Source organism: Buttiauxella sp. (genome assembly GCF_049686335.1).
In the GTDB taxonomy this organism is placed as follows: Bacteria; Pseudomonadota; Gammaproteobacteria; order Enterobacterales; family Enterobacteriaceae; genus Buttiauxella.
In genome coordinates, this window is record NZ_JBAVHX010000017.1 from 23,659 (window position 1) to 45,303 (window position 21,645).

22 protein-coding genes are annotated in these 21,645 nt (G+C 51.4%); 6 read left to right on the forward strand and 16 right to left on the reverse strand.

The annotated features are described in order from the left end of the window. Positions 1 to 40: 40 nt before the first annotated feature. Positions 41 to 1,324, reverse strand: a complete 1,284-nt coding sequence (locus WBL83_RS13400; RefSeq protein WP_424589611.1) for a cytosine deaminase — start codon at positions 1,322 to 1,324, stop codon at positions 41 to 43. A gap of 227 nt (positions 1,325 to 1,551) precedes the next feature. Between WBL83_RS13400 and nirB the strand changes: the two genes are divergently transcribed. The 5 genes from nirB (at position 1,552) to WBL83_RS13425 (ending at position 7,065) form a co-directional block, all read left to right on the forward strand. Beyond that, positions 1,552 to 4,104: a nitrite reductase large subunit NirB gene (nirB, locus tag WBL83_RS13405; protein WP_424589612.1), complete on the forward strand. Its 2,553-nt coding sequence runs from the start codon at positions 1,552 to 1,554 to the stop codon at positions 4,102 to 4,104. Then, positions 4,101 to 4,427: a nitrite reductase small subunit NirD gene (gene nirD / locus WBL83_RS13410; protein ID WP_424589613.1), complete on the forward strand. Its 327-nt coding sequence runs from the start codon at positions 4,101 to 4,103 to the stop codon at positions 4,425 to 4,427. The genes nirB and nirD overlap by 4 nt, the downstream gene beginning before the upstream one ends. A 138-nt stretch (positions 4,428 to 4,565) precedes the next feature. Continuing rightward, the gene (gene nirC / locus WBL83_RS13415; protein ID WP_424589614.1) at positions 4,566 to 5,372 is read left to right on the forward strand and encodes a nitrite transporter NirC; all 807 of its coding nucleotides are present in this window, start codon (positions 4,566 to 4,568) and stop codon (positions 5,370 to 5,372) included. Between the two features lie 18 nt (positions 5,373 to 5,390). Beyond that, positions 5,391 to 6,764 carry a siroheme synthase CysG gene (gene cysG / locus WBL83_RS13420; RefSeq protein ID WP_424589615.1) on the forward strand — a complete coding sequence of 458 codons (1,374 nt, stop codon included), beginning with the start codon at positions 5,391 to 5,393 and terminating at the stop codon, positions 6,762 to 6,764. Between the two features lie 127 nt (positions 6,765 to 6,891). Further along, a complete protein-coding gene (locus WBL83_RS13425; RefSeq protein WP_424589616.1) occupies positions 6,892 to 7,065 on the forward strand; it encodes a YhfL family protein in 174 nt (57 codons plus the stop codon). Positions 7,066 to 7,108: 43 nt separating this feature from the next. Here the strand turns inward: WBL83_RS13425 and WBL83_RS13430 are convergent, their stop codons facing one another. The 8 genes from WBL83_RS13430 to yhfZ all read right to left on the reverse strand — a co-directional run bounded on the left by WBL83_RS13430 (position 7,109) and on the right by yhfZ (position 14,587). Continuing rightward, on the reverse strand, positions 7,109 to 8,194 hold the full coding sequence (locus tag WBL83_RS13430; RefSeq protein WP_424589617.1) for an aminotransferase class V-fold PLP-dependent enzyme: 1,086 nt from the start codon (positions 8,192 to 8,194) through the stop codon (positions 7,109 to 7,111). A gap of 54 nt (positions 8,195 to 8,248) precedes the next feature. Continuing rightward, positions 8,249 to 9,553, reverse strand: a complete 1,305-nt coding sequence (locus WBL83_RS13435; protein WP_424589618.1) for a YhfT family protein — start codon at positions 9,551 to 9,553, stop codon at positions 8,249 to 8,251. A 10-nt stretch (positions 9,554 to 9,563) separates the two neighbouring features. Further along, positions 9,564 to 9,917 (reverse strand): DUF2620 domain-containing protein, encoded by a 354-nt coding sequence (locus tag WBL83_RS13440; RefSeq protein WP_424589619.1) that lies wholly within the window; start codon positions 9,915 to 9,917, stop codon positions 9,564 to 9,566. A gap of 9 nt (positions 9,918 to 9,926) precedes the next feature. Then, complete coding sequence (locus WBL83_RS13445) at positions 9,927 to 10,817, reverse strand: phosphotriesterase-related protein (RefSeq protein WP_424589620.1); 891 nt, start codon at positions 10,815 to 10,817, stop codon at positions 9,927 to 9,929. Continuing rightward, positions 10,810 to 12,045, reverse strand: coding sequence for a phosphopentomutase (locus WBL83_RS13450; protein ID WP_424589621.1), 1,236 nt, complete (start codon positions 12,043 to 12,045; stop codon positions 10,810 to 10,812). Before WBL83_RS13450 ends, WBL83_RS13445 begins: the two co-directional genes overlap by 8 nt. After that, the gene (locus tag WBL83_RS13455) at positions 12,038 to 13,213 is read right to left on the reverse strand and encodes a YhfX family PLP-dependent enzyme (RefSeq protein WP_424589622.1); all 1,176 of its coding nucleotides are present in this window, start codon (positions 13,211 to 13,213) and stop codon (positions 12,038 to 12,040) included. Before WBL83_RS13455 ends, WBL83_RS13450 begins: the two co-directional genes overlap by 8 nt. 89 nt (positions 13,214 to 13,302) lie before the next feature. Then, a complete protein-coding gene (locus WBL83_RS13460) occupies positions 13,303 to 13,659 on the reverse strand; it encodes a PRD domain-containing protein (protein WP_424589623.1) in 357 nt (118 codons plus the stop codon). 25 nt (positions 13,660 to 13,684) lie between these two features. Continuing rightward, positions 13,685 to 14,587, reverse strand: coding sequence for a GntR family transcriptional regulator YhfZ (yhfZ, locus tag WBL83_RS13465; protein ID WP_424589624.1), 903 nt, complete (start codon positions 14,585 to 14,587; stop codon positions 13,685 to 13,687). A gap of 51 nt (positions 14,588 to 14,638) precedes the next feature. Between yhfZ and WBL83_RS13470 the strand changes: the two genes are divergently transcribed. Beyond that, positions 14,639 to 14,908, forward strand: coding sequence for a hypothetical protein (locus WBL83_RS13470; protein ID WP_424589625.1), 270 nt, complete (start codon positions 14,639 to 14,641; stop codon positions 14,906 to 14,908). 47 nt (positions 14,909 to 14,955) lie between these two features. Here the strand turns inward: WBL83_RS13470 and trpS are convergent, their stop codons facing one another. The 7 genes from trpS to aroK all read right to left on the reverse strand — a co-directional run bounded on the left by trpS (position 14,956) and on the right by aroK (position 21,352). Continuing rightward, positions 14,956 to 15,960, reverse strand: a complete 1,005-nt coding sequence (gene trpS, locus WBL83_RS13475; RefSeq protein ID WP_424589626.1) for a tryptophan--tRNA ligase — start codon at positions 15,958 to 15,960, stop codon at positions 14,956 to 14,958. After that, complete coding sequence (locus WBL83_RS13480) at positions 15,953 to 16,666, reverse strand: phosphoglycolate phosphatase (protein ID WP_424589627.1); 714 nt, start codon at positions 16,664 to 16,666, stop codon at positions 15,953 to 15,955. Before WBL83_RS13480 ends, trpS begins: the two co-directional genes overlap by 8 nt. Continuing rightward, positions 16,659 to 17,336 (reverse strand): ribulose-phosphate 3-epimerase, encoded by a 678-nt coding sequence (gene rpe, locus WBL83_RS13485; RefSeq protein ID WP_424589628.1) that lies wholly within the window; start codon positions 17,334 to 17,336, stop codon positions 16,659 to 16,661. Before rpe ends, WBL83_RS13480 begins: the two co-directional genes overlap by 8 nt. A gap of 45 nt (positions 17,337 to 17,381) precedes the next feature. Further along, complete coding sequence (gene dam, locus WBL83_RS13490) at positions 17,382 to 18,200, reverse strand: adenine-specific DNA-methyltransferase (protein WP_424589629.1); 819 nt, start codon at positions 18,198 to 18,200, stop codon at positions 17,382 to 17,384. A 64-nt stretch (positions 18,201 to 18,264) separates the two neighbouring features. Continuing rightward, the gene (gene damX, locus WBL83_RS13495) at positions 18,265 to 19,584 is read right to left on the reverse strand and encodes a cell division protein DamX (RefSeq protein WP_424589630.1); all 1,320 of its coding nucleotides are present in this window, start codon (positions 19,582 to 19,584) and stop codon (positions 18,265 to 18,267) included. Positions 19,585 to 19,681: 97 nt separating this feature from the next. Next, positions 19,682 to 20,770: a 3-dehydroquinate synthase gene (aroB, locus tag WBL83_RS13500; RefSeq protein WP_424589631.1), complete on the reverse strand. Its 1,089-nt coding sequence runs from the start codon at positions 20,768 to 20,770 to the stop codon at positions 19,682 to 19,684. A 60-nt stretch (positions 20,771 to 20,830) separates the two neighbouring features. Beyond that, positions 20,831 to 21,352, reverse strand: coding sequence for a shikimate kinase AroK (aroK, locus tag WBL83_RS13505; protein WP_034460280.1), 522 nt, complete (start codon positions 21,350 to 21,352; stop codon positions 20,831 to 20,833). Positions 21,353 to 21,645 lie beyond the last annotated feature (293 nt).

Genomic DNA, 21,645 nt, shown 5'->3' on the forward strand with positions numbered 1-21,645 from the left:
TTTTGTAGGGTGGATAAGCGCCAGCGTCATCCACCACTTTTCACCCGCGAAACGTTATCTCCTCGGCTTCGTCCAGCATCACCCACGTTTGTGGCAACTGTGTCATCGCAATCACTCTTCCTGCCCGCACCGACCAACGCACTGGCACCTGCCGACGCACCGCATCAAAACCACTTTGCGCCGGAAGAATAATCAGATTCGCCGTATTTCCCTCAGCAATGCCGTAATCCTGCACACCGAACGTGCGCGCACTATTTCCGGTAATCAGCTTTAACCCTTCATCTATTTGCTGATACCCCATCATCTGGCAAACATGCAGCCCCATATGCAGCACCTGAAGCATATTGGCGGTGCCCAGCGGATACCAGGGATCGAACACATCATCATGGCCGAAACAGACGTTAATACCCGCCCCGAGCAGCTCCTTCACACGCGTAATACCACGACGTTTCGGGTAATCATCAAAACGTCCCTGCAGATGGATATTCACCAGGGGATTGGCGACAAAGTTAATCCCGGAAAGCTTCAGCAAACGGAATAAGCGTGAGGTGTAAGCGCCATTGTAAGAGTGCATCGCCGTGGTATGGCTGGCGGTAACACGCGCTCCGATGCCATCTCGCAGCGCAAGGGCTGCGACCGTTTCGACAAAACGCGATTGCTCATCGTCAATTTCATCGCAGTGAATATCCAGCGGGCGATCGTACTTTTGCGCCAGCGCAAAAGCCTTATGCAATGACTCAACGCCGTATTCGCGAGTAAATTCAAAATGCGGGATAGCCCCCACCACATCTGCACCAAGGCGTAATGCCTCTTCAAGCAGCGCTTCGCCGTTGGGATACGACAGGATCCCTTCCTGGGGAAAGGCAACAATCTGCACCTCAATCCACGGCGCGGCTTCTTTTTTCACTTCGAGCATCGCTTTTAGCGCCGTAAGCGTAGGGTCAGAGACGTCAACATGGGTGCGCACATACTGAATGCCGTTAGCAATTTGCCATTTCAGGGTTTGCCACGCGCGTTGCTTCACATCTTCATGCGTCAGCAACGCTTTGCGTTCCGCCCAGCGCTCAATACCTTCGAACAGCGTGCCAGATTGATTCCAGTTGGGTTGCCCTGCCGTCTGCGTGGTATCAAGGTGGATGTGTGGCTCAATAAAGGGGGGGATTGCCAGCCCGCCTTGCCCATCAAGGATCTGCTGGCTCGCAGGCGGCGTTTCACTCATCGGCTTGATTGCCTGGATGCGTCCGTTTTCAATGGTTAATTGCCATAAACCTTCGCACCCAACCAGACGCACATTTTGAATTAACTCCAGTGCTTTGTTGCTCATATCCACCTCTTCTTGATTAACCGCCTCTACTTCATAGCACAGCCATCAAAATGAGGACATTTATTGTCTCCTCCTGAATAGCCAGACATTTCCACAACTTAGAAAAACTCACTAAAATCAAACATATACCCATTAAGAGGTATATAAAGGTGTATTTGATTTGTATCAATAATCGCCATTGCTGAATCGTTAAGGTAGGCAGTAATAGAAAAGAAATTGAGGCAATTATGAGCAAAGTCAAAATCGCAATCATCGGTAATGGCATGGTTGGCCATCGCTTTATCGAAGACCTACTTGATAAAGCCCAGCCAGGCCAATTCGACATTACTGTTTTTTGTGAAGAGCCGCGTAAAGCCTACGATCGCGTCCACCTCTCTTCCTATTTTTCTCATCATACCGCTGAAGAGTTGTCGTTGGTTCGTGACGGCTTCTACGAAAAACATGGTGTAAATGTGCTGGTTGGCGAACGTGCCATCACCATCAACCGCCAGGAAAAAGTCATCCACTCGAATACCGGTCGTACCGTGTATTACGACAAATTAGTGATGGCGACCGGTTCATATCCGTGGATCCCACCGATTAAAGGTTCCGAAACGCAAGACTGTTTCGTCTACCGCACCATCGAAGATTTAAACGCCATTGAAGCGTGCGCCCGTCGTAGTAAACGCGGAGCCGTGGTCGGTGGTGGTTTGCTGGGCCTTGAAGCAGCAGGCGCGCTGAAAAACCTCGGCGTCGAAACTCACGTAATTGAATTCGCACCGATGCTGATGGCCGAACAGCTTGACCGTATGGGCGGCGAGCAGCTGCGCAACAAGATTGAGAGCATGGGCGTTCGCGTTCATACCAGCAAAAATACCCAGGAAATCGTGCAGGAAGGGACGCAAGCGCGTAAGACCATGCGTTTTGCTGACGGCACAGACCTGGAAGTGGACTTTATCGTCTTCTCCACCGGTATCCGTCCACGCGATAAGCTGGCAACACAATGCGGCCTGGCAACAGGGCAACGCGGCGGTATCGCGGTTAATGATAGCTGCCAGACTTCTGATCCAGACATCTACGCTATCGGCGAATGCGCCAGCTGGAACAACCGCACATTCGGCCTGGTCGCTCCTGGCTACAAAATGGCGCAGGTCACGGCTGACCACCTGCTCGGCACAGAAAACGCGTTCGAAGGCGCGGATATGAGCGCCAAGCTGAAATTGCTCGGTGTGGATGTTGGCGGGATTGGTGATGCGCATGGTCGCACCCCAGATTGCCGCAGCTATGTTTATCTCGACGAAAGCAAAGAAGTTTATAAGCGTCTGATTGTTAGCGCTGACAACAAAACTCTGCTCGGCGCGGTTCTGGTCGGCGATACCAGCGATTACGGCAACTTGCTGCAACTGGTTCTGAATGCCATCGAACTGCCGGAAAACCCAGATGCGTTGATTCTTCCTGCCCACGCAAGTTCGGGTAAACCCGCGATTGGTGTCGATAAACTGCCAGACAGCGCGCAAATCTGTTCCTGCTTCGATGTCACCAAAGGTCATCTGATTAAAGCTATCAACAAAGGTTGTCATACCGTTGCCGCGCTGAAAGCAGAAACCAAAGCAGGCACCGGCTGCGGCGGCTGTATTCCTTTGATTACTCAGGTTTTGAATGCCGAACTGAGCAAGCAAGGCATCGAAGTTAACCACAACCTGTGTGAACACTTCGCGTTTTCTCGTCAGGAGCTGTACCACCTGATCCGCGTTGAAGGGATTAAATCCTTCGACGAGCTGCTGGAAAAATACGGCAAAGGTTATGGCTGTGAAGTGTGTAAACCAACCGTCGGTTCTCTGCTGGCTTCTTGCTGGAATGATTACGTGCTGGCACCGCAGCATACGCCGCTGCAGGACACTAACGATAACTTCCTTGGCAACATTCAGAAAGACGGCACTTACTCTGTCATTCCACGTTCTGCGGGCGGAGAAATTACCCCAGAAGGCCTGATGGAAGTCGGTCGTATCGCCCGTGAATTTAATCTCTACACCAAAATTACCGGCTCCCAGCGTATCGGCCTGTTTGGTGCGCAGAAAGATGATTTACCCGAAATCTGGCGTCAGTTGATTGAAGCCGGTTTTGAAACTGGCCACGCCTATGCGAAAGCACTGCGTATGGCGAAAACCTGCGTGGGTAGCACCTGGTGCCGTTACGGCGTTGGCGACAGTGTCGGCTTCGGCGTTGAGCTGGAAAACCGTTACAAAGGCATCCGCACCCCGCACAAAATGAAATTCGGCGTATCCGGCTGTACTCGTGAATGTGCTGAAGCGCAGGGTAAAGACGTCGGCATTATCGCTACCGAAAAAGGCTGGAACCTGTATGTGTGCGGTAACGGCGGCATGAAACCTCGCCACGCCGATTTACTGGCCGCAGATTTAGACCGCGAAACGCTTATCAAATACCTCGACCGTTTCATGATGTTCTACATCCGTACCGCGGACAAACTGACGCGTACCGCGCCGTGGCTTGATAGCCTGGAAGGCGGTATCGAGTATCTGAAAAAAGTCATCATCGAAGACAAACTGGGCCTGAACGATCAGCTCGAAGCGGAGCTTGAGCGTCTGCGCGAGAAAGTGATTTGCGAGTGGACTGAAACCGTCAATACCCCGGAAGCTCAGGTTCGCTTCAGGCACTTCATCAACAGCCCGGTGCGCGATCCGAATGTACAAATCGTCCCTGAGCGTGAGCAACACCGTCCGGCGACGCCATACGAGCGTATCCCGGTCACCCTGGTAGAAGAAGTGGAGGAAAATGTATGAGCCAGTGGACTACCGTTTGCCAGTTAAACGACATCCTGCCTGCTACCGGTGTTTGCGCACTGGTGGGTAATCAGCAGGTCGCCATTTTCCGCCCACGTAATGACGATCAGGTTTTCGCTCTGAGCAACATCGACCCGTTCTTTGAAGCCAGCGTGCTGTCTCGCGGGTTGATTGCCGAACACCAGAACGAACTTTGGGTTGCCAGCCCGTTGAAAAAGCAGCGTTTCAGACTGCGAGACGGATTGTGCATGGAAGATGAGAGCCGCTCTATCGCGCACTATAAAGCGCGTGTGCAAGACGGCCAGGTTCAGATTAAAGCTTAAAACAAGCCCTTGAGGCTTCATCGTAGGGCGGATAAGCAGCGCGTCATCCGCCATTTCCAGACGGTGGAAGACGCTACGCTTTTCCACCCTACGATTTCTTAGATTCTCTTTTTCTTTCAATTTGTTGGGATAACAAAAATGTTCACCGATACCATTAACAAATGTGCGGCGAATGCCGCGCGCATTGCCCGATTGTCGAAAAACAACCCGCTCGGTTTTTGGATTAGCTCTGCAATGGCGGGGGCTTATGTGGGTCTTGGGATCATCCTGATATTCACTCTCGGCAATATGGTTGAGCCTGCACTGCGTCCACTGGTTATGGGAGCGACCTTCGGGATCGCCCTGACACTGGTCATCATTGCCGGCTCTGAATTATTCACCGGACACACGATGTTCCTGACGTTTGGTGTGAAAGCAGGCACCATCACCCACGGTCAGATGTGGGGCATTTTACCGAAGACCTGGTTAGGTAACTTGATTGGTTCTGTGTTCGTGGCCCTGCTCTACAAATGGGGTGGCGGTAGCCTGCTGCCATTAGATACCAGCCTTGTTCACACTGCTGCACTTGCTAAAACCACTGCTCCGGCTATGGTGCTGTTCTTTAAAGGTGCGTTGTGTAACTGGTTGGTTTGCCTTGCAATCTGGATGGCAGTGCGCACCGAAGGTGCGGCGAAATTCATCGCTATCTGGTGGTGCCTGCTGGCCTTTATCGCTTCCGGCTACGAACACTCCATCGCCAATATGACACTGTTTGCACTGTCCTGGTTTGGCCATCACAGTGATGCTTATACCATGGCCGGTATCGGTCACAACCTGCTGTGGGTAACGCTTGGGAATACCCTTTCTGGTGTAGTATTCATGGGTCTGGGTTATTGGTATGCTACGCCGAAAGCGGAGCGTCCACAGCCTGAGCCTATCGCCGCGCCGGAGACAGCACGTAACTAATTTTATTGAGGATTGACCGTGGATCACCTGCCTATATTTTGTCAATTGCAAGGTCGCGCCTGCCTACTCGTAGGTGGCGGCGATGTTGCAGAACGTAAAGCACGTTTGTTGATGGAGGCAGGTGCAAAGGTCACTGTAAATGCCCTGGACTTCTCCCCCCAATTTCAGGTGTGGGCTGAACAGGGCATGATTACCCTGGTTCAGGGTGAATTCCTCCCCGCGTTGCTCGATGAGTGCTGGCTAGCCATCGCCGCGACAGACGACGACACCGTGAATCAACAAGTCAGTGACACCTGCGAATCCCGGCGTATTTTCTGTAACGTCGTTGATGCACCCAAACAAGCCAGTTTCATCATGCCATCGATCATTGACCGTTCACCGCTGATGGTTGCGGTTTCGTCCGGTGGCACCTCTCCCGTTCTTGCCCGCCTGTTACGTGAAAAACTTGAAGCTATTCTGCCGCTGCATCTGGGTAAAATCGCCGCTTATGCCGGGACGTTGCGCGGTAAGGTTAAAGCGAATTTCAAAACGATGGGCGAGCGCCGTCGTTTCTGGGAGAAGTTCTTTACCAATGACCGTCTGGCGCAATATCTGGCCAACGAAGATCGGTTAGCCATCGACAAAGAAACAGAGTCGATGTTTGCGACACCATTGGATCACCGTGGTGAAGTAGTCCTGGTCGGCGCAGGCCCAGGGGATGCCGGATTACTGACGTTAAAAGGGTTACAGCAAATCCAGCAGGCTGATGTTGTGGTGTATGACCGCCTGGTTTCCGACGACATCATGAACCTGGTTCGTCGCGATGCTGATCGTGTATTCGTAGGGAAACGCGCGGGTTATCACTGTGTCCCACAAGAAGAGATTAACCAGATTTTACTGCGTGAAGCGCAAAGCGGTAAACGCGTTGTACGTCTGAAAGGTGGCGATCCGTTTATCTTTGGACGTGGCGGGGAAGAGTTAGAAACCCTGTGCGAAGGCGGTATTCCATTCTCTGTGGTGCCGGGTATTACTGCGGCGTCCGGCTGCTCTGCGTATTCAGGCATTCCGTTAACGCACCGCGATTACGCGCAAAGTGTCCGTCTGGTTACGGGCCATTTGAAAACCGGTGGCGAGTTGGACTGGGCAAATCTGGCCGCTGAAAAACAGACGCTCGTATTCTATATGGGTCTGAACCAGGCCCCAGCGATTCAGGAAAAACTGATTGAGCACGGCATGTCAGCGGATATGTCTGTCGCGCTAGTGGAAAACGGCACCGCGGTGAAACAACGCGTCGTTAGCGGCGTATTAAGTGAGCTCGGTGAGTTATCAACCCAGGTTGAAAGCCCTGCCCTTATTATTGTTGGCAGAGTCGTAGCATTACGTGACAAATTAAACTGGTTCTCCAATCACTAATAAGCAAGATTAATTTCGCTGATTTTCTGTCTGATTACGGACTTAGTAATAATAAAGGCTTCTCATATACTGAGTAGCCTTTTTTATATAAGAAATATGTCCAATTCAATAATGATAGGGAATATCAATGATTAAGCTTGTAAAAATTACCGCATTGTTCGCCGTTGTCTCAACACTGACCGCCTGTAGCGGCCACATTGAAAATAAAAGTAAAAACTGCGGTTATGATTATCTTCTTCACCCTGCAATTTCTATCTCAAGAATTATCGGCGGCTGCGGTCCTGCGGATGAATCAAAATAAAATGCTAGTTTAAATAACAACACCCTCTAATGAGGGTGTTGTTTTATAATCCTTCACAACTTTCACGCAATATTCTCAACACGGTTTCGGCACCACTACGGTTTGGATTAATACGAATCATACGCTGTTCGAGCGTCGGGTCAGACTGGCGGAAAGTACCTGACACCCGGTAAAAAAGTGGCGGGATTTCGTATTTTGATTCAGCGCCAACCGGATACGGTAACGCCCCAAGCAGTTGAGCCTTCGCCAGAACCTGTTCAGCAATGGGCTGATGAAACTCCACCAGCAATACCTTAGATTGCGCATTCGCGATAAACGCATGTTTAACCGAGGGAATACTCCCCGCATTGAGCTGTTCCACAAGGCTGTCATTAACCTGAGCCTGAACAGCATGCATCACCGGCGCAAATACCAGCCCGCGTAATGCCTCCATAGCCTGGAAACCCTGCACCTGGCTACCGCCTGAATACATACTCTGGCGCACCGCATTCACGGCTTTTTCATTACCCACAACCACCCCAATTCCCGGTGGGCCAAAGAGTTTGAAACAGGAGAAAGTCGACAATGTGGCCCCACATTCAGAACCAATACTCTCCACTTTCATCACCGCATAGTTATCGTCAGTCAGCGACGGTAAACCGTGCTGGTTAAAACAACCGATGACCTCCTGCAAATCATACGAATCATCCATTTTCTGCCGCGTATGCTGGATTAGCGCCGCCTGCGGGCGGTGTAATTCAATCGCCTTGCTCACTTCATCAGGCTGATTAAAATCGGCGCGAATCAATGCTAGCCCCATCTGTCCGGCTATCACGGCCGTGGTCGGATAAAGGGGCGCATCATGGATAAGCAGTTTCTCTCCGGCTTTTAATAAAGCCGCTAACCCACTACGGATCGCTCCGGTTCCGGCACCTTGCACCAGTACTGCGGCGGGTGCACCAAAGAAATCCGCCAGAACCGCTTCAACACGCATTGTCATCTGCGGCTGATTCAGACCAGGCACTAATCCCAGATCGCCCGAGTTAAGAAAATCACTGCCGGGAAAATGGCGGCAAATAATATCTACCAGTTGAAATTGCTTAGACTGCGCCTGTTCCATCGTCAGGCTTTGCAAAGGCCAGGTTTTCAAGTTACGCACTCCGTGAAGCCCACCGCCGTTTAAGCCGGCGGGCAAAGAGAGAAATCAGGCCGGAATAAACAGGCCGCAGTAATAGAGGATATTGAGCAAGATACCGGTAATCAGAACCGCAACGACTGGCGACGCCATTTTCTGAACCGGGCGGCCCAACGATTCGTTGAGGAAGTAAATCGCTGCCGCGATGGTGAAGCCGGTATAGCCCGCCATTTTGATAGCCGCAAAAATAGAGCCGACCAGTAGCGCCATTTCCATCAGCATATTCATTGCGTTACGAATGTTGTCCGACGCATTACGCACTGACGGATAACGCCCCAGCCATTTACCGATCGAACGTAGCAGCAGCACTTCCACGGAAATCACCACCGCACCGACGGCAAATGCCAGGAGCGGGTTAGCAATCAAATATCCGGCGGCGTAAACAAAGGTGAACCCCGCCACGGCGTACACGCCCGTCGCCAACGCCGTGGTGGCAATCAACGGCACAAACCCCAGCCCGCGCATAAACTCCGCAAGCGCCGCCTGATGAACCAGCGTCTGTGATTGTTCAGGCGTGATGCCCGCGGAATACGCCTTCTCGAGGGTAAAGATCGAGACTTCTGAACCGGCGAAGATCTTCATGCTCGCAACGACCGCAATCAAACCACCTACCACAGCGATATACGGCAGGTGTTTGATAATACGTGACGTTCGCTCCTCAAATACCGACAAGCCGCCGTCATCGTGCTCTCGTGCATCGCGGGTACGGTGATCCTGCACAATCGCGATCCCCAGCAGCATCACCATGCCGACGAAAATCTCGATAGATTCAGGGTTGAGATGCGGGAAGAAACGCACTATTAACACACGCGTCATCAACACCACAAAGGCCGCGAACAGGCTGTTCTTCCAGCCAAACTGATAGAAAATAGCGACTAGCGGGAACAGGGCAAATGCAGAAACCACAGGGGAGCTTAACTCGCCGAGTGAACCCAAAACATCAACCGGAAGCGCCGTCAGCAAATGGTTTACCGGGATCAGGCACGTCAGGATCAAGACGCCCCACACCGCCCCCAAACCAAACGCCAGCAGGCTGTTTGCCGCTAAAACACCGAGGATATCCGTTGGCAGGAATAACAACCATGCGTTCAGCAAACCGGTTTTCAGGGTGAACGAGATTCCGACCGAGGCCACAAAACCAATACTCAGGCCAAAGGCGATACTGCCCGCCTCGCGGCGATTCATATTGCCTTCGATAAGCTGAGGCAAAATTGGCCGAATGCCGTCGTGGAACACCGCCGCTGACTTATGCGCCAGCAGAGCCGTCATCCCGGTCAGACAAGCCACCACAACGATTTGAATGTAGAAATCCATAGTGCGGCCTTTATTTTAAGTGAGCGATAAGCATCGGGATCGCATGTTCGATATGCTCAACCGACAGGCCAAAAGCCACTTTTCCATCCGCCACCATTTTGGCAACCTGCTCTTCTTTTGCCTTAATGCCTGGTTTGGCGATGGTGCCGCTTTTGTTGTAACCAATCACGGCGATAGCAATCGACAACGCGGCTCCCGCACCGGTATTACAGGCACCGATATAGTAATCAAGCTGGCCCGATTTCACTTTCATGGCCGCTTCCATATCGTTGTAAATAAACACTTCAAAGCAGTCAGGTGCAGACGTTTCGATAGTTTTTTTAATAAGTTCGCGCTGTAAGCCAGCAACACCGATCTTTTTCATGGGAAATCCTTATTTAAAGAACACAGAGGGGTTGTCACGTAACATCAAATCAACGTCGGCCTGAGAGAAACCAGCCTCCTGCAACAAAGGCACGAACGTTGTCAGCAAATAATCAAAACCGAGGCCGCCGTTAGCTTTAAGATGCGAGCGGCGGGTAATATCCATGGAGAGCATGACGTGGTCGAGCAGGCCGCGGCGGGCGATTTCTTGCAGCATCGCCACGCGTTTTGCATCCGGGTAGTAATTGTTTTTGCCGATGGTATCGAATTGCACATAAGCGCCCTGTTCAATCATGCGCAGAATGTTGTCGAGGTTGTCTTTCAGGTCGCAATGACCGACCACCACGCGAGAAAGATCAACGCCGTGGCTTTTCAGCAGCGCCAGTTGTTCCAGTCCCATGGTGCTAAAAGAGGTGTGCGTTGAGATTGCACACCCGGTTTCACGATGCGCTAAAGCGGCAGCGGCAAAAACTTTTGCTTCGTCTGGCGTAATCACATCTACGCTCGAGCCGATTTCCGCGATGATTCCGGCTTTAAGTTCCGTGCCATCAATGCCGATTTCGATTTCATCGATCATTTCCTGCGCCAGTTTTTCGACAGGGGTTGTCGCGACGTGAGCCGGGAAGAAATCATGCTGGTAATAACCGGTGCAGGCCACCACGTTCATGCCGCTATCACGCATAATATCGAGCATAAATTGCGGGTTACGCCCCATATATCGGTTGGTCATCTCAATGATGTTGCGCACGCCTAGTCCGTAAAGCGTTTTCATTTCCCCGCAAATCAGGTCGTATTGATCCAGACGGCAATCAATGTTGTTTTTGAATGACGACAGGTCGATATGCAGATGCTCGTGAGCATAGGTATAACCCGACGCGTCAATTCGCAGCGGTTCAGCCATGATTGCCTCCGGTGTGGGTGGTGTTGAGCAGTGACAGGAATGAGGTGCCGTTTTGTGGTGCGCGGGCGGCGAAGAATTCGCAGACGGTCGCACCGACATCAGATAATGTTTTTCTGGCACCCAGGTATGAAGGTGAAATTCCTGGTTGCCAGACTAATAGCGGGACGTTTTCACGCGTGTGTTTGCTATGCCCGATAGTCGGGTCGTTGCCGTGATCGGCCATGACCACCAGGCAATCGCCAGGCAGCATCGCCTCCATCAAGCGGGCGAGATTTTTATCGACCACTTCCAGGCGCCCGGCATAACGCGCAACATCCTGGGCATGCCCGGCTAAATCGGTTTCCTGAATGTTGGTACAGATGAACACGTCGCCGGGCTTTTGCAGCTCATCGAGCGTGATATCGAGGATCTGCTGCGTATCGACAAGATTCTGATAACTCACGCCGTGTGGGTTAATCGCGATATCAGCGACCTTACCGACCAGCACCGTTTTGACGCCGTTTTCATGCAACTTTTGCGGCACCTGAACGCTCGCATCCACGCCAAACCCCATATGCACGACCTGGAACCCCTGCTGATAAACGCCCGAGCGCGGCGCGTTAATGCCAATATAAGTGCCCTGTTTTTCTTCGGCGGCATCCAGAAGTTGCTGGCTACTTTCCAGCAATCCGCCAAAAGCAATGACCCGCCCGACTTGCACGCAGTGGCGCACGATGCTGCCAATGGCGCGCACTTCATCAAATGAAATCGCGTTTAAATTAGCGCTGATGTTAAACACCTGGCCGAGGTCGGCCTCAAGATTATCGCCAATCGCCACCGCCTGGTTCACCCACAAAAATTGCAGCCCAGTACCGATGCGCTCAACTTCCCAACAATCGGCTTTTAATGCCTTTTCCACTTCGTCGATAACGTCAGAGAAAGGCATACGCAGCGGCGCTTGCGGGCGAGTACCGAGTATTTCCTGGTGGCCCATAAACGTATCGCCACCTTCATGTTGTAGCGCCGCCGTGCCGTATGCCGCATCGGTTGAAGGACGCATAATTCCTTCGCTATAGCCCAGCGCATTCATCAGGCCGAGCTTTTCCAGCATCGGTAAACGCAGTTGTGGGAAGTGCTGCAATATATGCCCGCAGGTGTTCGCACCAATATCTTCGGGTCGAACTTGCGGCACATCTTCCATTGCGCCCACACCAAAGCTGTCGATGACTACCACCACAAACTTACTCACATCGACCTCCAGAAATGGGGTTACCGAGACTGTCATACAGCGCTTCGAGGACGGGTTTTCCCCGGCTGATTCCAGAAACCAGTGCCACGTCGCTGCGCGTGACAAAAACCTGAGTGCGAAAACACATCACCACCGGAGCGCCAGGGGGGAATTTCCCCGCCAGCCCAATGTGGTAATCAATACTGCTGTCATCCATAGGTAAGACGCTGGCAGCCGTGGCGTCGCCGCTTTCTGCCGGATAAACCAGGGCGTTTTGTGCATGACCGCGACGATAGTAGCCACCGCCAAAGCAGTAACTATTGCCCTGAAATTGATGAGAGATTTCGGTGAGATACAACATCGCGATGCGTTCTGGCTGGTCGCCGTACTGGTTCGCGGGAATGGTGCCGGTCAGCGCGTGACCCGGTTCGGCATGTGTCACGCCATATTCAGCAAGTAGCGATAATGTGCTGCAACTTGTGGCTGATGGCGCGTTGAGTTGAGTGATTTCCACACCTAATCGGCGAAGCTGGTCACGAGCCTGTAACAGCGTTTGCAGATTTTGCGTTGGCAGCGTTTTGCGTAATTCGTCATCCCAAAGCAGGCAAGGAAAATGGGTCAGCCCGGAGATTTTCACGCCGGGCATGTTGCCGATGGCCGCGACGATTTCCGCAAGTTCGGACAATGCAAATCCCGCTTCCTGGCCCGGATAAAGTTTGTCTTTTTCATCGAAGATTTTCAGCATGATGGGCTGGATAAGCCCAAGACGCTGCGCCGAATTTGAGACTTCTTGTGCTTTCTCCAGCGAGAATACGGTGATCATCTCCGTCGGAGCCGCAACGTTCTCAGTGACCAGACTGCCCGGCACCTGCACCAAATGGCCGACGTGGGATACAGGGACTTTGGCATTGCGCAGCGTACGGGCTTCTTTGAAATCCACAGCCACCGCGCCGTGAAAACCCAGCTCAATCAGGCGTTTTGCCAACCACGGGTTACGCCCGATTTGTTTGGTCATCAGATAGAGCGTGATGCCATGACTTTGCGCTGTTTCCAGCAGGCGGCGTCCATTTGCCAATACCTGATCAACGTCGATTACACAGGTATCCGGCAGAATTTCGCCCTGACGCCATAACTTGATTGCGGCCTCAATCAGCGCCGGATTTTGTGCCTTGAGTGCTTCAATAAACATGCCCTTGCCTCTCGACTCCAAGCTGCAAAAATTTTAAATAATCATTTTTTTGAATATTTAAATCGAAACTGTTTGCTGCAAAAAAGGTTTTAGCCTTTGCTGACCATCCACAGGCTAAACAGGTTTGCCAGCAGATAGCCTTCTTCATTGGGATGAAGCGTGACATCAAAGGGGGCCAGCATCGCCTGATGAATCGGCAGCAGTTCGGCATAAGCCTGAGATGTGACAATTTCTTCCAGTAATTCGTCATCAAGCGGGCCAATTTCCTCACCTTTTCGGCTACGCATCAGCGCGTTGGCCATATGAGTGATCGCCATTTCTCCCTGCTCATTTCGCACCGGAATTGCCCAGACATTTTCAAGCTGGTCGACGACACCTAACATGCCATCACAAATATCCCGGTCGATAATCCCCGCATCGCACAGCAGATTCAGCCGCTCTTCCATCCTGTATTATCCCTTGATGAAATACTTAATAGCTTGGCTCTTGCTCGCCCAATAAAACCTTCTGTTGATGGGCAAGCAGGGCATTTTTGTTCACCACCGTGCGCAGCAATTGCTGGATTGGCGCATCGTCGGCGCGAGTCAGGACCACGGCTTCGGAGGCCTGCACATAACGAGGGTCACCGTTTAAGGGTTGTGCAACCAGACCGAGCAATTCCAAATCGGCCTCACCACCCACGTTCCAGATAACGGCATCAATTTCACCTTTAGCGATACGGTTAAGACACTCGTGGTAAGGCACATCGAGGATCTCAACCGGCAGACCGGCAAAATAGATGTCGGTCATAATGCGCTGGTCGGCTGAACGCGGGTCGAGGCCTACACGCTTAATTTCTGGACTCCCGGCGCGACAAATCAGCTTGTGTTCACCAACGTAGGTATGCGGACCCAATTCCAGCGCCATACAGACGTCGGTATTATCAAGATAACTTTGCGCAGCCAGGCGGGAAACCACCGCCAGGTCGTAAACGCCGTTTAACAAACATTCCACACGGACATCCGAGCCGCGCATGTGTGCGTAATAAAATGGAATGCCATCAAACTGAGCTTTCAGGCCACTGGCTAATCCTTCGTAAAGCCGGGTATAAGGCAGCGGCATCGCACACACGACATTGCCGATGTCGGCAAAAGCCAATAAGGCTTTGTTGTCCATGCTGACCAGATAGCTGCCGTTACGACCACGGCGTTCAACTGTTACCGCGCCCGCTTTCTCCAGAGTTTTTAAGGCCGCTTGCATCAGCCCAACGGAAAACCGGCATTCCGTCGCAAGCTCATCAATAGTTTTCAGTCGGTTACCACGTTTTTCGCCCAACAGATAGCGCGCCAGACTGGCCTGAGCAACCCCTTCTTTTTTGATAAAGCTACGGCTCATAATTAATCTTCATTTTATTGAATGGTTATATCTTCATAAAAATGAATATAAATGGCAAAGGTGAAATATGCAAAAAGAGAATGGCGTCACAAAAGATATTTAGTGGAGGAATGGTTGAGAAGGGTCGCCCTCACCCCGGCCCTCTCCCCCAGGAGAGGGAGAAAACCGATCAATCCCTTCTCCATCAAGGAGAGGGAGAAAACCGGTCAGTCCCAACTCCTTCAAGGAGAGCGAGAAAACCGGTCAATCCCAACTCCTTCAAGGAGAGCGAGAAAACAGGTCAGTCCCTTCTCCTTCAAGGAGAGGGAGAAAACCGATTAATCCCCTCTCCTTCAAGGAGAGGGTTAGGGTGAGGATGGTGTTAAAAATTAAGGATGTGCAACAAATCCAATGACTTCATAGACTTTCTTAAGCGTAGCGCTGGCGTGTGCACGCGCTTTCCCGGCACCGTCTTTCATCACTTGCTGCAAATAGGCTTCGTCATTACGGAAACGGTGGAAGCGCTCCTGCAATTCGGTCAGCATGCCTGATACCGCTTCAGCCACTTCACCTTTCAGATGGCCATACATTTTGCCTTCGAAGTGCTGCTCAAGCTCAGTGATGGATTTACCCGTCACGCCGGAAAGAATATCCAGCATGTTGGAGACACCTGCTTTGTTGGCCGTGTCGTAGCGCACAACAGGCGGCTCATCGGAGTCAGTAACTGCACGTTTGATTTTCTTCACAACGGCTTTCGGGTCTTCCAGCAGGCCGATAACGTTATTACGGTTATCGTCTGATTTAGACATTTTCTTGGTCGGCTCAAGCAAAGACATCACGCGTGCGCCAGATTTCGGGATAAACGGCTCTGGCACTTTGAACACATCGCCATACAGCGCATTGAAACGTGAAGCAATATCGCGGCTCAATTCCAGATGCTGTTTCTGGTCTTCCCCGACAGGCACCAGGTTAGTCTGGTACAACAGAATGTCGGCCGCCATCAGTACCGGGTAATCAAACAGACCGGCGTTGATGTTCTCGGAATAGCGGGAAGATTTGTCTTTAAACTGAGTCATACGGCTCAGTTCGCCGAAATAGGTGTAGCAATTCAACACCCAGCCCAGCTGTGCATGTTCCGGCACATGGGACTGTACAAAGATGGTACTTTTCGCCGGGTCGATACCGCAAGCCAGATACAGCGCCAGTGTGTCGAGTGTGCGTTTGCGCAGTTGTGCTGCATCCTGACGCGCGGTAATCGCGTGCTGGTCAACGATGCAGTAAATGCAGTGGTAGTCATCTTGCATATGGACCCACTGACGCAGCGCACCCATGTAGTTACCAATGGTCAATTCACCTGATGGCTGTGCGCCACTAAAGACAATGGGCTTACTCATGTTTCGATTCCTGATGTTCTTTGTTAGAGAGCCCTAGCGCGGGCAGTAAATCGTTGAAATGGTCAAAGACAAAGTCTGGCTTACTGAGCTCGATGGATTCCCCGTAGTTATAACCGTAAGTTAAACCAACGCAAGGACAGCCAGCAGCCTGCGCCGCAAGAATATCATTGCGGGAATCCCCAACAAACAACAGCTCTTCAGCACTCAGATTCAACTGTTCCATCACTTTGTGCAGCGCTTCTGGATGCGGTTTTTTATTTTCCACATCGTCGCCACCAATAATGATTTTGAAGTAATGCGCAATGCCTAACTTTTCCAGCATCGGCAACACAAATGGCGTCGGCTTGTTGGTCACTAACCCCATCGGCAGGCCTTTTTCCTTCAGAGCCGCCAATGTGGTCGCCACTTCAGGGAACAGGAAACTGCCCTCTTCTGCCGTTTCAGCATAGAAAGTATCGAACAGTTTACGCGCGATCCGACACTTGTCGGCTTCCGGCTCTTCGCCTTTTAATGCCCAGGTCAGCGCACGCTTAACCAGGACATCTGCACCATTGCCGATCCACTTTTCAACTTTATCTTCACCCGCGGTCGGCAGCTCCAGCGCATAAAGCGTCTGATCCATTGCTTGTGCCAGACCCAGTGCGGTGTCTACCAGAGTACCGTCTAAATCGAAGGCGATACCGCGAATTTTATTTAACTTATCCATGACTTACCTTTGCCAACTCGCTTCGCATACGGTCAATTACGGTTTTGTAATCCGGCTGACTGAAAATCGCCGAACCGGCTACAAACATATCAGCGCCTGCAGCAGCAATTTCAGCGATGTTGTCTACCTTCACGCCGCCGTCAACTTCCAGGCGGATGTCATAACCGGAAGCATCAATGCGCTCACGCACCTGACGCAGTTTTTCCAGCGTGTGAGGAATGAAAGATTGCCCGCCGAACCCTGGGTTTACGGACATCAGCAAAATCACATCCAGCTTATCCATCACATGATCAAGCCAACTCAGCGACGTAGCCGGATTGAGCACCAGCCCCGCTTTGCAGCCGTGTTCTTTAATCAGTTGCAGGGAACGATCAACATGCTCTGACGCTTCAGGATGGAAGGTGATGATGTTGGCACCTGCAGCGGCGAAATCCGGAATAATACGGTCAACGGGTTTCACCATCAGATGCACATCAATGGGAGCGGTAATTCCATAATCACGCAGGGCTTTTAATACCATCGGGCCGATGGTGAGATTCGGGACGTAATGGTTATCCATAACATCAAAATGGACGACATCCGCACCAGCTGCCAGTACCGCAGCCGTGTCTTCACCCAGGCGGGCAAAATCGGCTGAGAGGATAGATGGGGCAATCAAAAACTGTTTCATCCGCTTCTCCAGTAGCAAATCATTAACGTCTGCGGGCGAAACAGCTTAGGCACCGACTTTGTAGAGCGCCAGCAGTTCGTCCACCTTGTTACGTTTTCCGCCATTCCGGCTAATACTACGACGCACTTGTACCACATGCAGTTTGGCTTGCTGATACCACAACCGGGTGAGCTCGGTATCATGGTTAGAAATCAGAACCGGGATGCGATTCCCTTGCAAGTTTTCAGCTAACTGCGCCAGATGTTGTTGCTGCACCATATTAAAGCTATCAGTGTGATACGCCGTAAAATTAGCAGTTGCAGACAATGGCGCGTACGGCGGGTCGCAATAGACAACCGAACCCGCGTCTACATTCGCCATGCTGACATCATACGATTGGCACAGGAACGTGGCATTTTGTGCTCGTTCGGCGAAATGATACAACTCTTCTTCAGGGAAGTAGGGTTTGATGTAGCGGCCGAACGGGACGTTGAATTCACCACGTAGGTTATAACGACAAAGGCCGTTGTAACAATGGCGGTTCAGATATAAAAACAGCAGTGCACGACGGAACTCATCTTTGCACAGATTAAATTCACTTCGATTGAGATAGAACGCTTGTTCGTCGTTTTGTGCAGCGGTGAAGAGTTTTCGGGACTCCTCAACGTACTCATCCGTGCGGGTTTTGACGATGTTGTATAGGTTAATCAGATCGCTATTGATATCTGCGAGGATATAACGGGAGTAATCAGTATTCAGAAAGACTGAGCCAGCACCGACAAACGGCTCAATCAGACAATCACCTTTCGGCAGATACTTTTTAATGTCTTCGAGCAGGGGGTATTTCCCCCCCGCCCATTTCAGAAAAGCGCGATTTTTTTTCATGCTGCCTAACTATTTACACCTTTTCCAGCTGTGGAAAGGTTCCAACAGCGGCTGCGCTTGTTCATCACTTCAGATCAGACTGAACCTGATGGATAGGTTTTGCCCATGGGTTCTTGGCCTGCACATCAGCTGGCAATGTTGCAACAGCACGTTTTGCCTCATCTTTGTTAGCGTAGATACCGCTAACCAACACATACCAAGGCTGACCATTTCTCACTGTCTGGTAGACCATGTAGTGTTGCAGATTCTCTTTCTTCGCCCAGGCATTCAAGTTTGCTGAGTTAGAAGAAGAGCTGAGTTGTAAGGTGTAATGGCTGCCTGGAGCGCCTTTGATTGCACCGGCATCACCTGCTACTGCGCCAGTGGCCGCGGTCACAGGGGCTGCTGCCGCTGCTTTCGGGGCTGGAGCTGCTGCAGTTTGAGTGGTGGCTGTAGGAGCCACTGCGGTAACGGGTGCTTTAGCCGGTGCGGTCGCCGTTGCTGCTGGTGCAGTGACAGGTTCGCTACGTTTCGCCGTCGTGACCGGTTTTGGTTCCGCGGTTACCGTGCTTTTCGCTACTGGCTGTTGCTTAGCGGGTTGAGCTTTGTGTTGCGGCTCAATCACAGCAGTTTTACGTTCTTGACGTGGTGCCGCTTGTTTCGCAGGCTCTGACTTAGCAACCGGACGTGGAGCAGTCGTTGAGCTATTGCTACCCGCAACGGCTGCAACGGTCGCAGGCGCTGTTGGCAATGTTGAATTGCTCACCACATTATCAATCTGACCCGATTGTTGAGTCAGTGCATTATTCAGATCACCCGGAACTTCAACACGCTGCTGGCCTTGAGGTGCAGGCTGCGTTTGCGCATCAGTTGGAGTTGAAGAGATCGCAGGAAGCGTCACTTCTTGTGGGTTAGCTGCATTTTCTGTCTGATTTCCAGCAGATGTGGAACCAGGTTGTGGTTGCGCACCGTTGGTTTGATCGGTAGCAGAACCAGACAGATCAATATTCTTCTCGGCAGACGGATTCTTATTCGCTGTTTCAGTATCAGAAGATGGGGCTTTAAGCGCCGAACCAATTCCAATGATTAAAAGCAGCAGGACTAAGATACCAATGCCCATCATCAGATGCTGGCGGGATACCGGAACTTTCTGTTTAGCGGATTTTTTACGAGCACGCGCCGGGCGACGTTCATCTGCATCAACCTGCAGATCGTCTTCGCTTTCATACTCTTCTTCATCACGAGCACGGCGGGAACGCGCTGGACGAGGCTCGTCGGCGTCTAATTCAACATCATCGACATTGATCTGTGGCTCACTGTCGCGCTCATCAGCTCTACGGGTACGACCTGAACGACGATCGCTGGGATCGGGTTTCAGCTCGTCTTCCGGTTTAAACTCATCCATTTAACACCCCACTAAAAGGCTTATGCCAGTAATTCGAACTCAGCACATCACCCGAAGTTAAAAATCGCCTGACTGCAGCGACCGAAATTTCTAATAATTAAGCCTGCTGACAATCAGCAATGGCGGACATAACGACATCGTGTGGCACTCCGCCACGCATTTCACTCTTCCCGATAGCCAATGGCAACACTAAACGCAGCTCACCAGCCAAAACTTTCTTGTCACGCATCATGTGGGGCATATACGCGGCAGCAAGCATCTCTTTCGGCCCAGTCACTGGCAGCCCAGCACGTTGCAGCAGCTTAATGATTCGCTGTACATCGGCTTCACTGAAGTTTCCAAGACGTTGGGCTGTACGTGCCGCCATTACCATACCTGCGGCAACAGCTTCACCGTGCAACCAGTTGCCATAGCCCATTTCAGCTTCTATAGCGTGACCAAAGGTGTGACCCAAATTCAGTAAAGCACGTAAGCCACTTTCGCGCTCGTCAGCGGCAACAACTTCTGCTTTCAGCTCACAACAACGACGAATACACCAGGCCATCGCTTTGCCATCAAGCGCAAGCAACGCATCCAGGTTTTCCTCAAGCCAGTCGAAGAATTCACCATCGAGAATAATGCCGTACTTAATGACTTCTGCCAGGCCAGATGCTAACTCACGCGCCGGTAACGTATTCAGACAGTCGAGATCCACCACAACCGAAGCTGGCTGGTAGAACGCACCAATCATGTTTTTACCGAGAGGATGGTTAACGGCTGTTTTTCCGCCAACAGAAGAGTCCACTTGCGAAAGCAATGTGGTTGGAACTTGAATAAAACGCACGCCGCGTTGATAGCTCGCAGCAGCGAAGCCAGTCAGGTCACCAACGACACCGCCACCAAGGGCGATGAGAGTGGTGTCACGACCGTGTGGCTTTTCAAGCAACGCGGTAAAGACAGTGTCTAATACTGCGAGGCTTTTAAATTGTTCGCCATCCGGAAGGATGACGGAATCGACTTTAACGCCCGCTTGCTCAAGCACGCCACGCACCTTATCCAGGTAGAGCGGCGCCAGGGTTTCATTGGTCACCAGCATCGTTTGGTCGCCAGCTTTCAGCGGCCCAAAAGATGCCGAGTCACTAAATAACCCAGCAGCAATGGTGATAGGGTAACTACGTTCCCCGAGAGTGACTGTTAACCTCTCCATAACGCGAAGTCCACCTTGATGTTGCTTAGCCCGCAGGCGTTTTTTTCGATTAAGCCAGAATCAGTTGCTTTCCAACATATTAATAATCTGGTTAGCAACCACTTTGGCACTTTGGTCGTCGGTGCGAATCGTCACATCAGCAATCTCTTCATAAAGAGGATTGCGCTCTTGAGCTAATGCTTCAAGAACTTCACGCGGTGGAGTCTCAACTTGCAGCAGTGGGCGCTTTTTATCACGCTGTGTACGAGCAAGCTGTTTTTCGATTGTGGTTTCAAGATACACCACAACTCCACGGGCGGAGAGACGGTTACGGGTCTCACGAGACTTCACAGAGCCGCCGCCAGTTGCCAGCACAATGCCCTGTTTTTCAGTGAGTTCGTTGATGATTTTTTCTTCGCGATCGCGGAAGCCGTCTTCGCCTTCAACGTCGAATACCCAGCCCACATCAGCTCCGGTACGTTTCTCAATCTCTTGATCAGAATCGAAAAATTCCATATTGAGTTGCTGAGCTAACTGACGCCCAATAGTGCTTTTGCCGGCACCCATAGGCCCAACCAGAAAGATATTGCGTTTCTCTGCCATTTTTTCGGTACTACTAAGACAATTCGTTGATGATAAACCCGCCCTGTTAAAACCAGGTGCAGCGGGACATGAACTGAAACCTCATAAGCGATAGTGCGAGAGTCAGACTGAAAATTATCTCAATACTCAAGGTGGTTTGGCAACCGATTATATTCCCCAGCGTTCTCATGTAGAAGAAAATACATAAATCAGGGTTATCTGTCACAAGTCTTGAGCAACCAGCCTCTCGAAACGGTACACCTTGTAAGCTAATTCCTCTCTGCCGTCAAACACCTGGGCATTGTTTCAAAGAA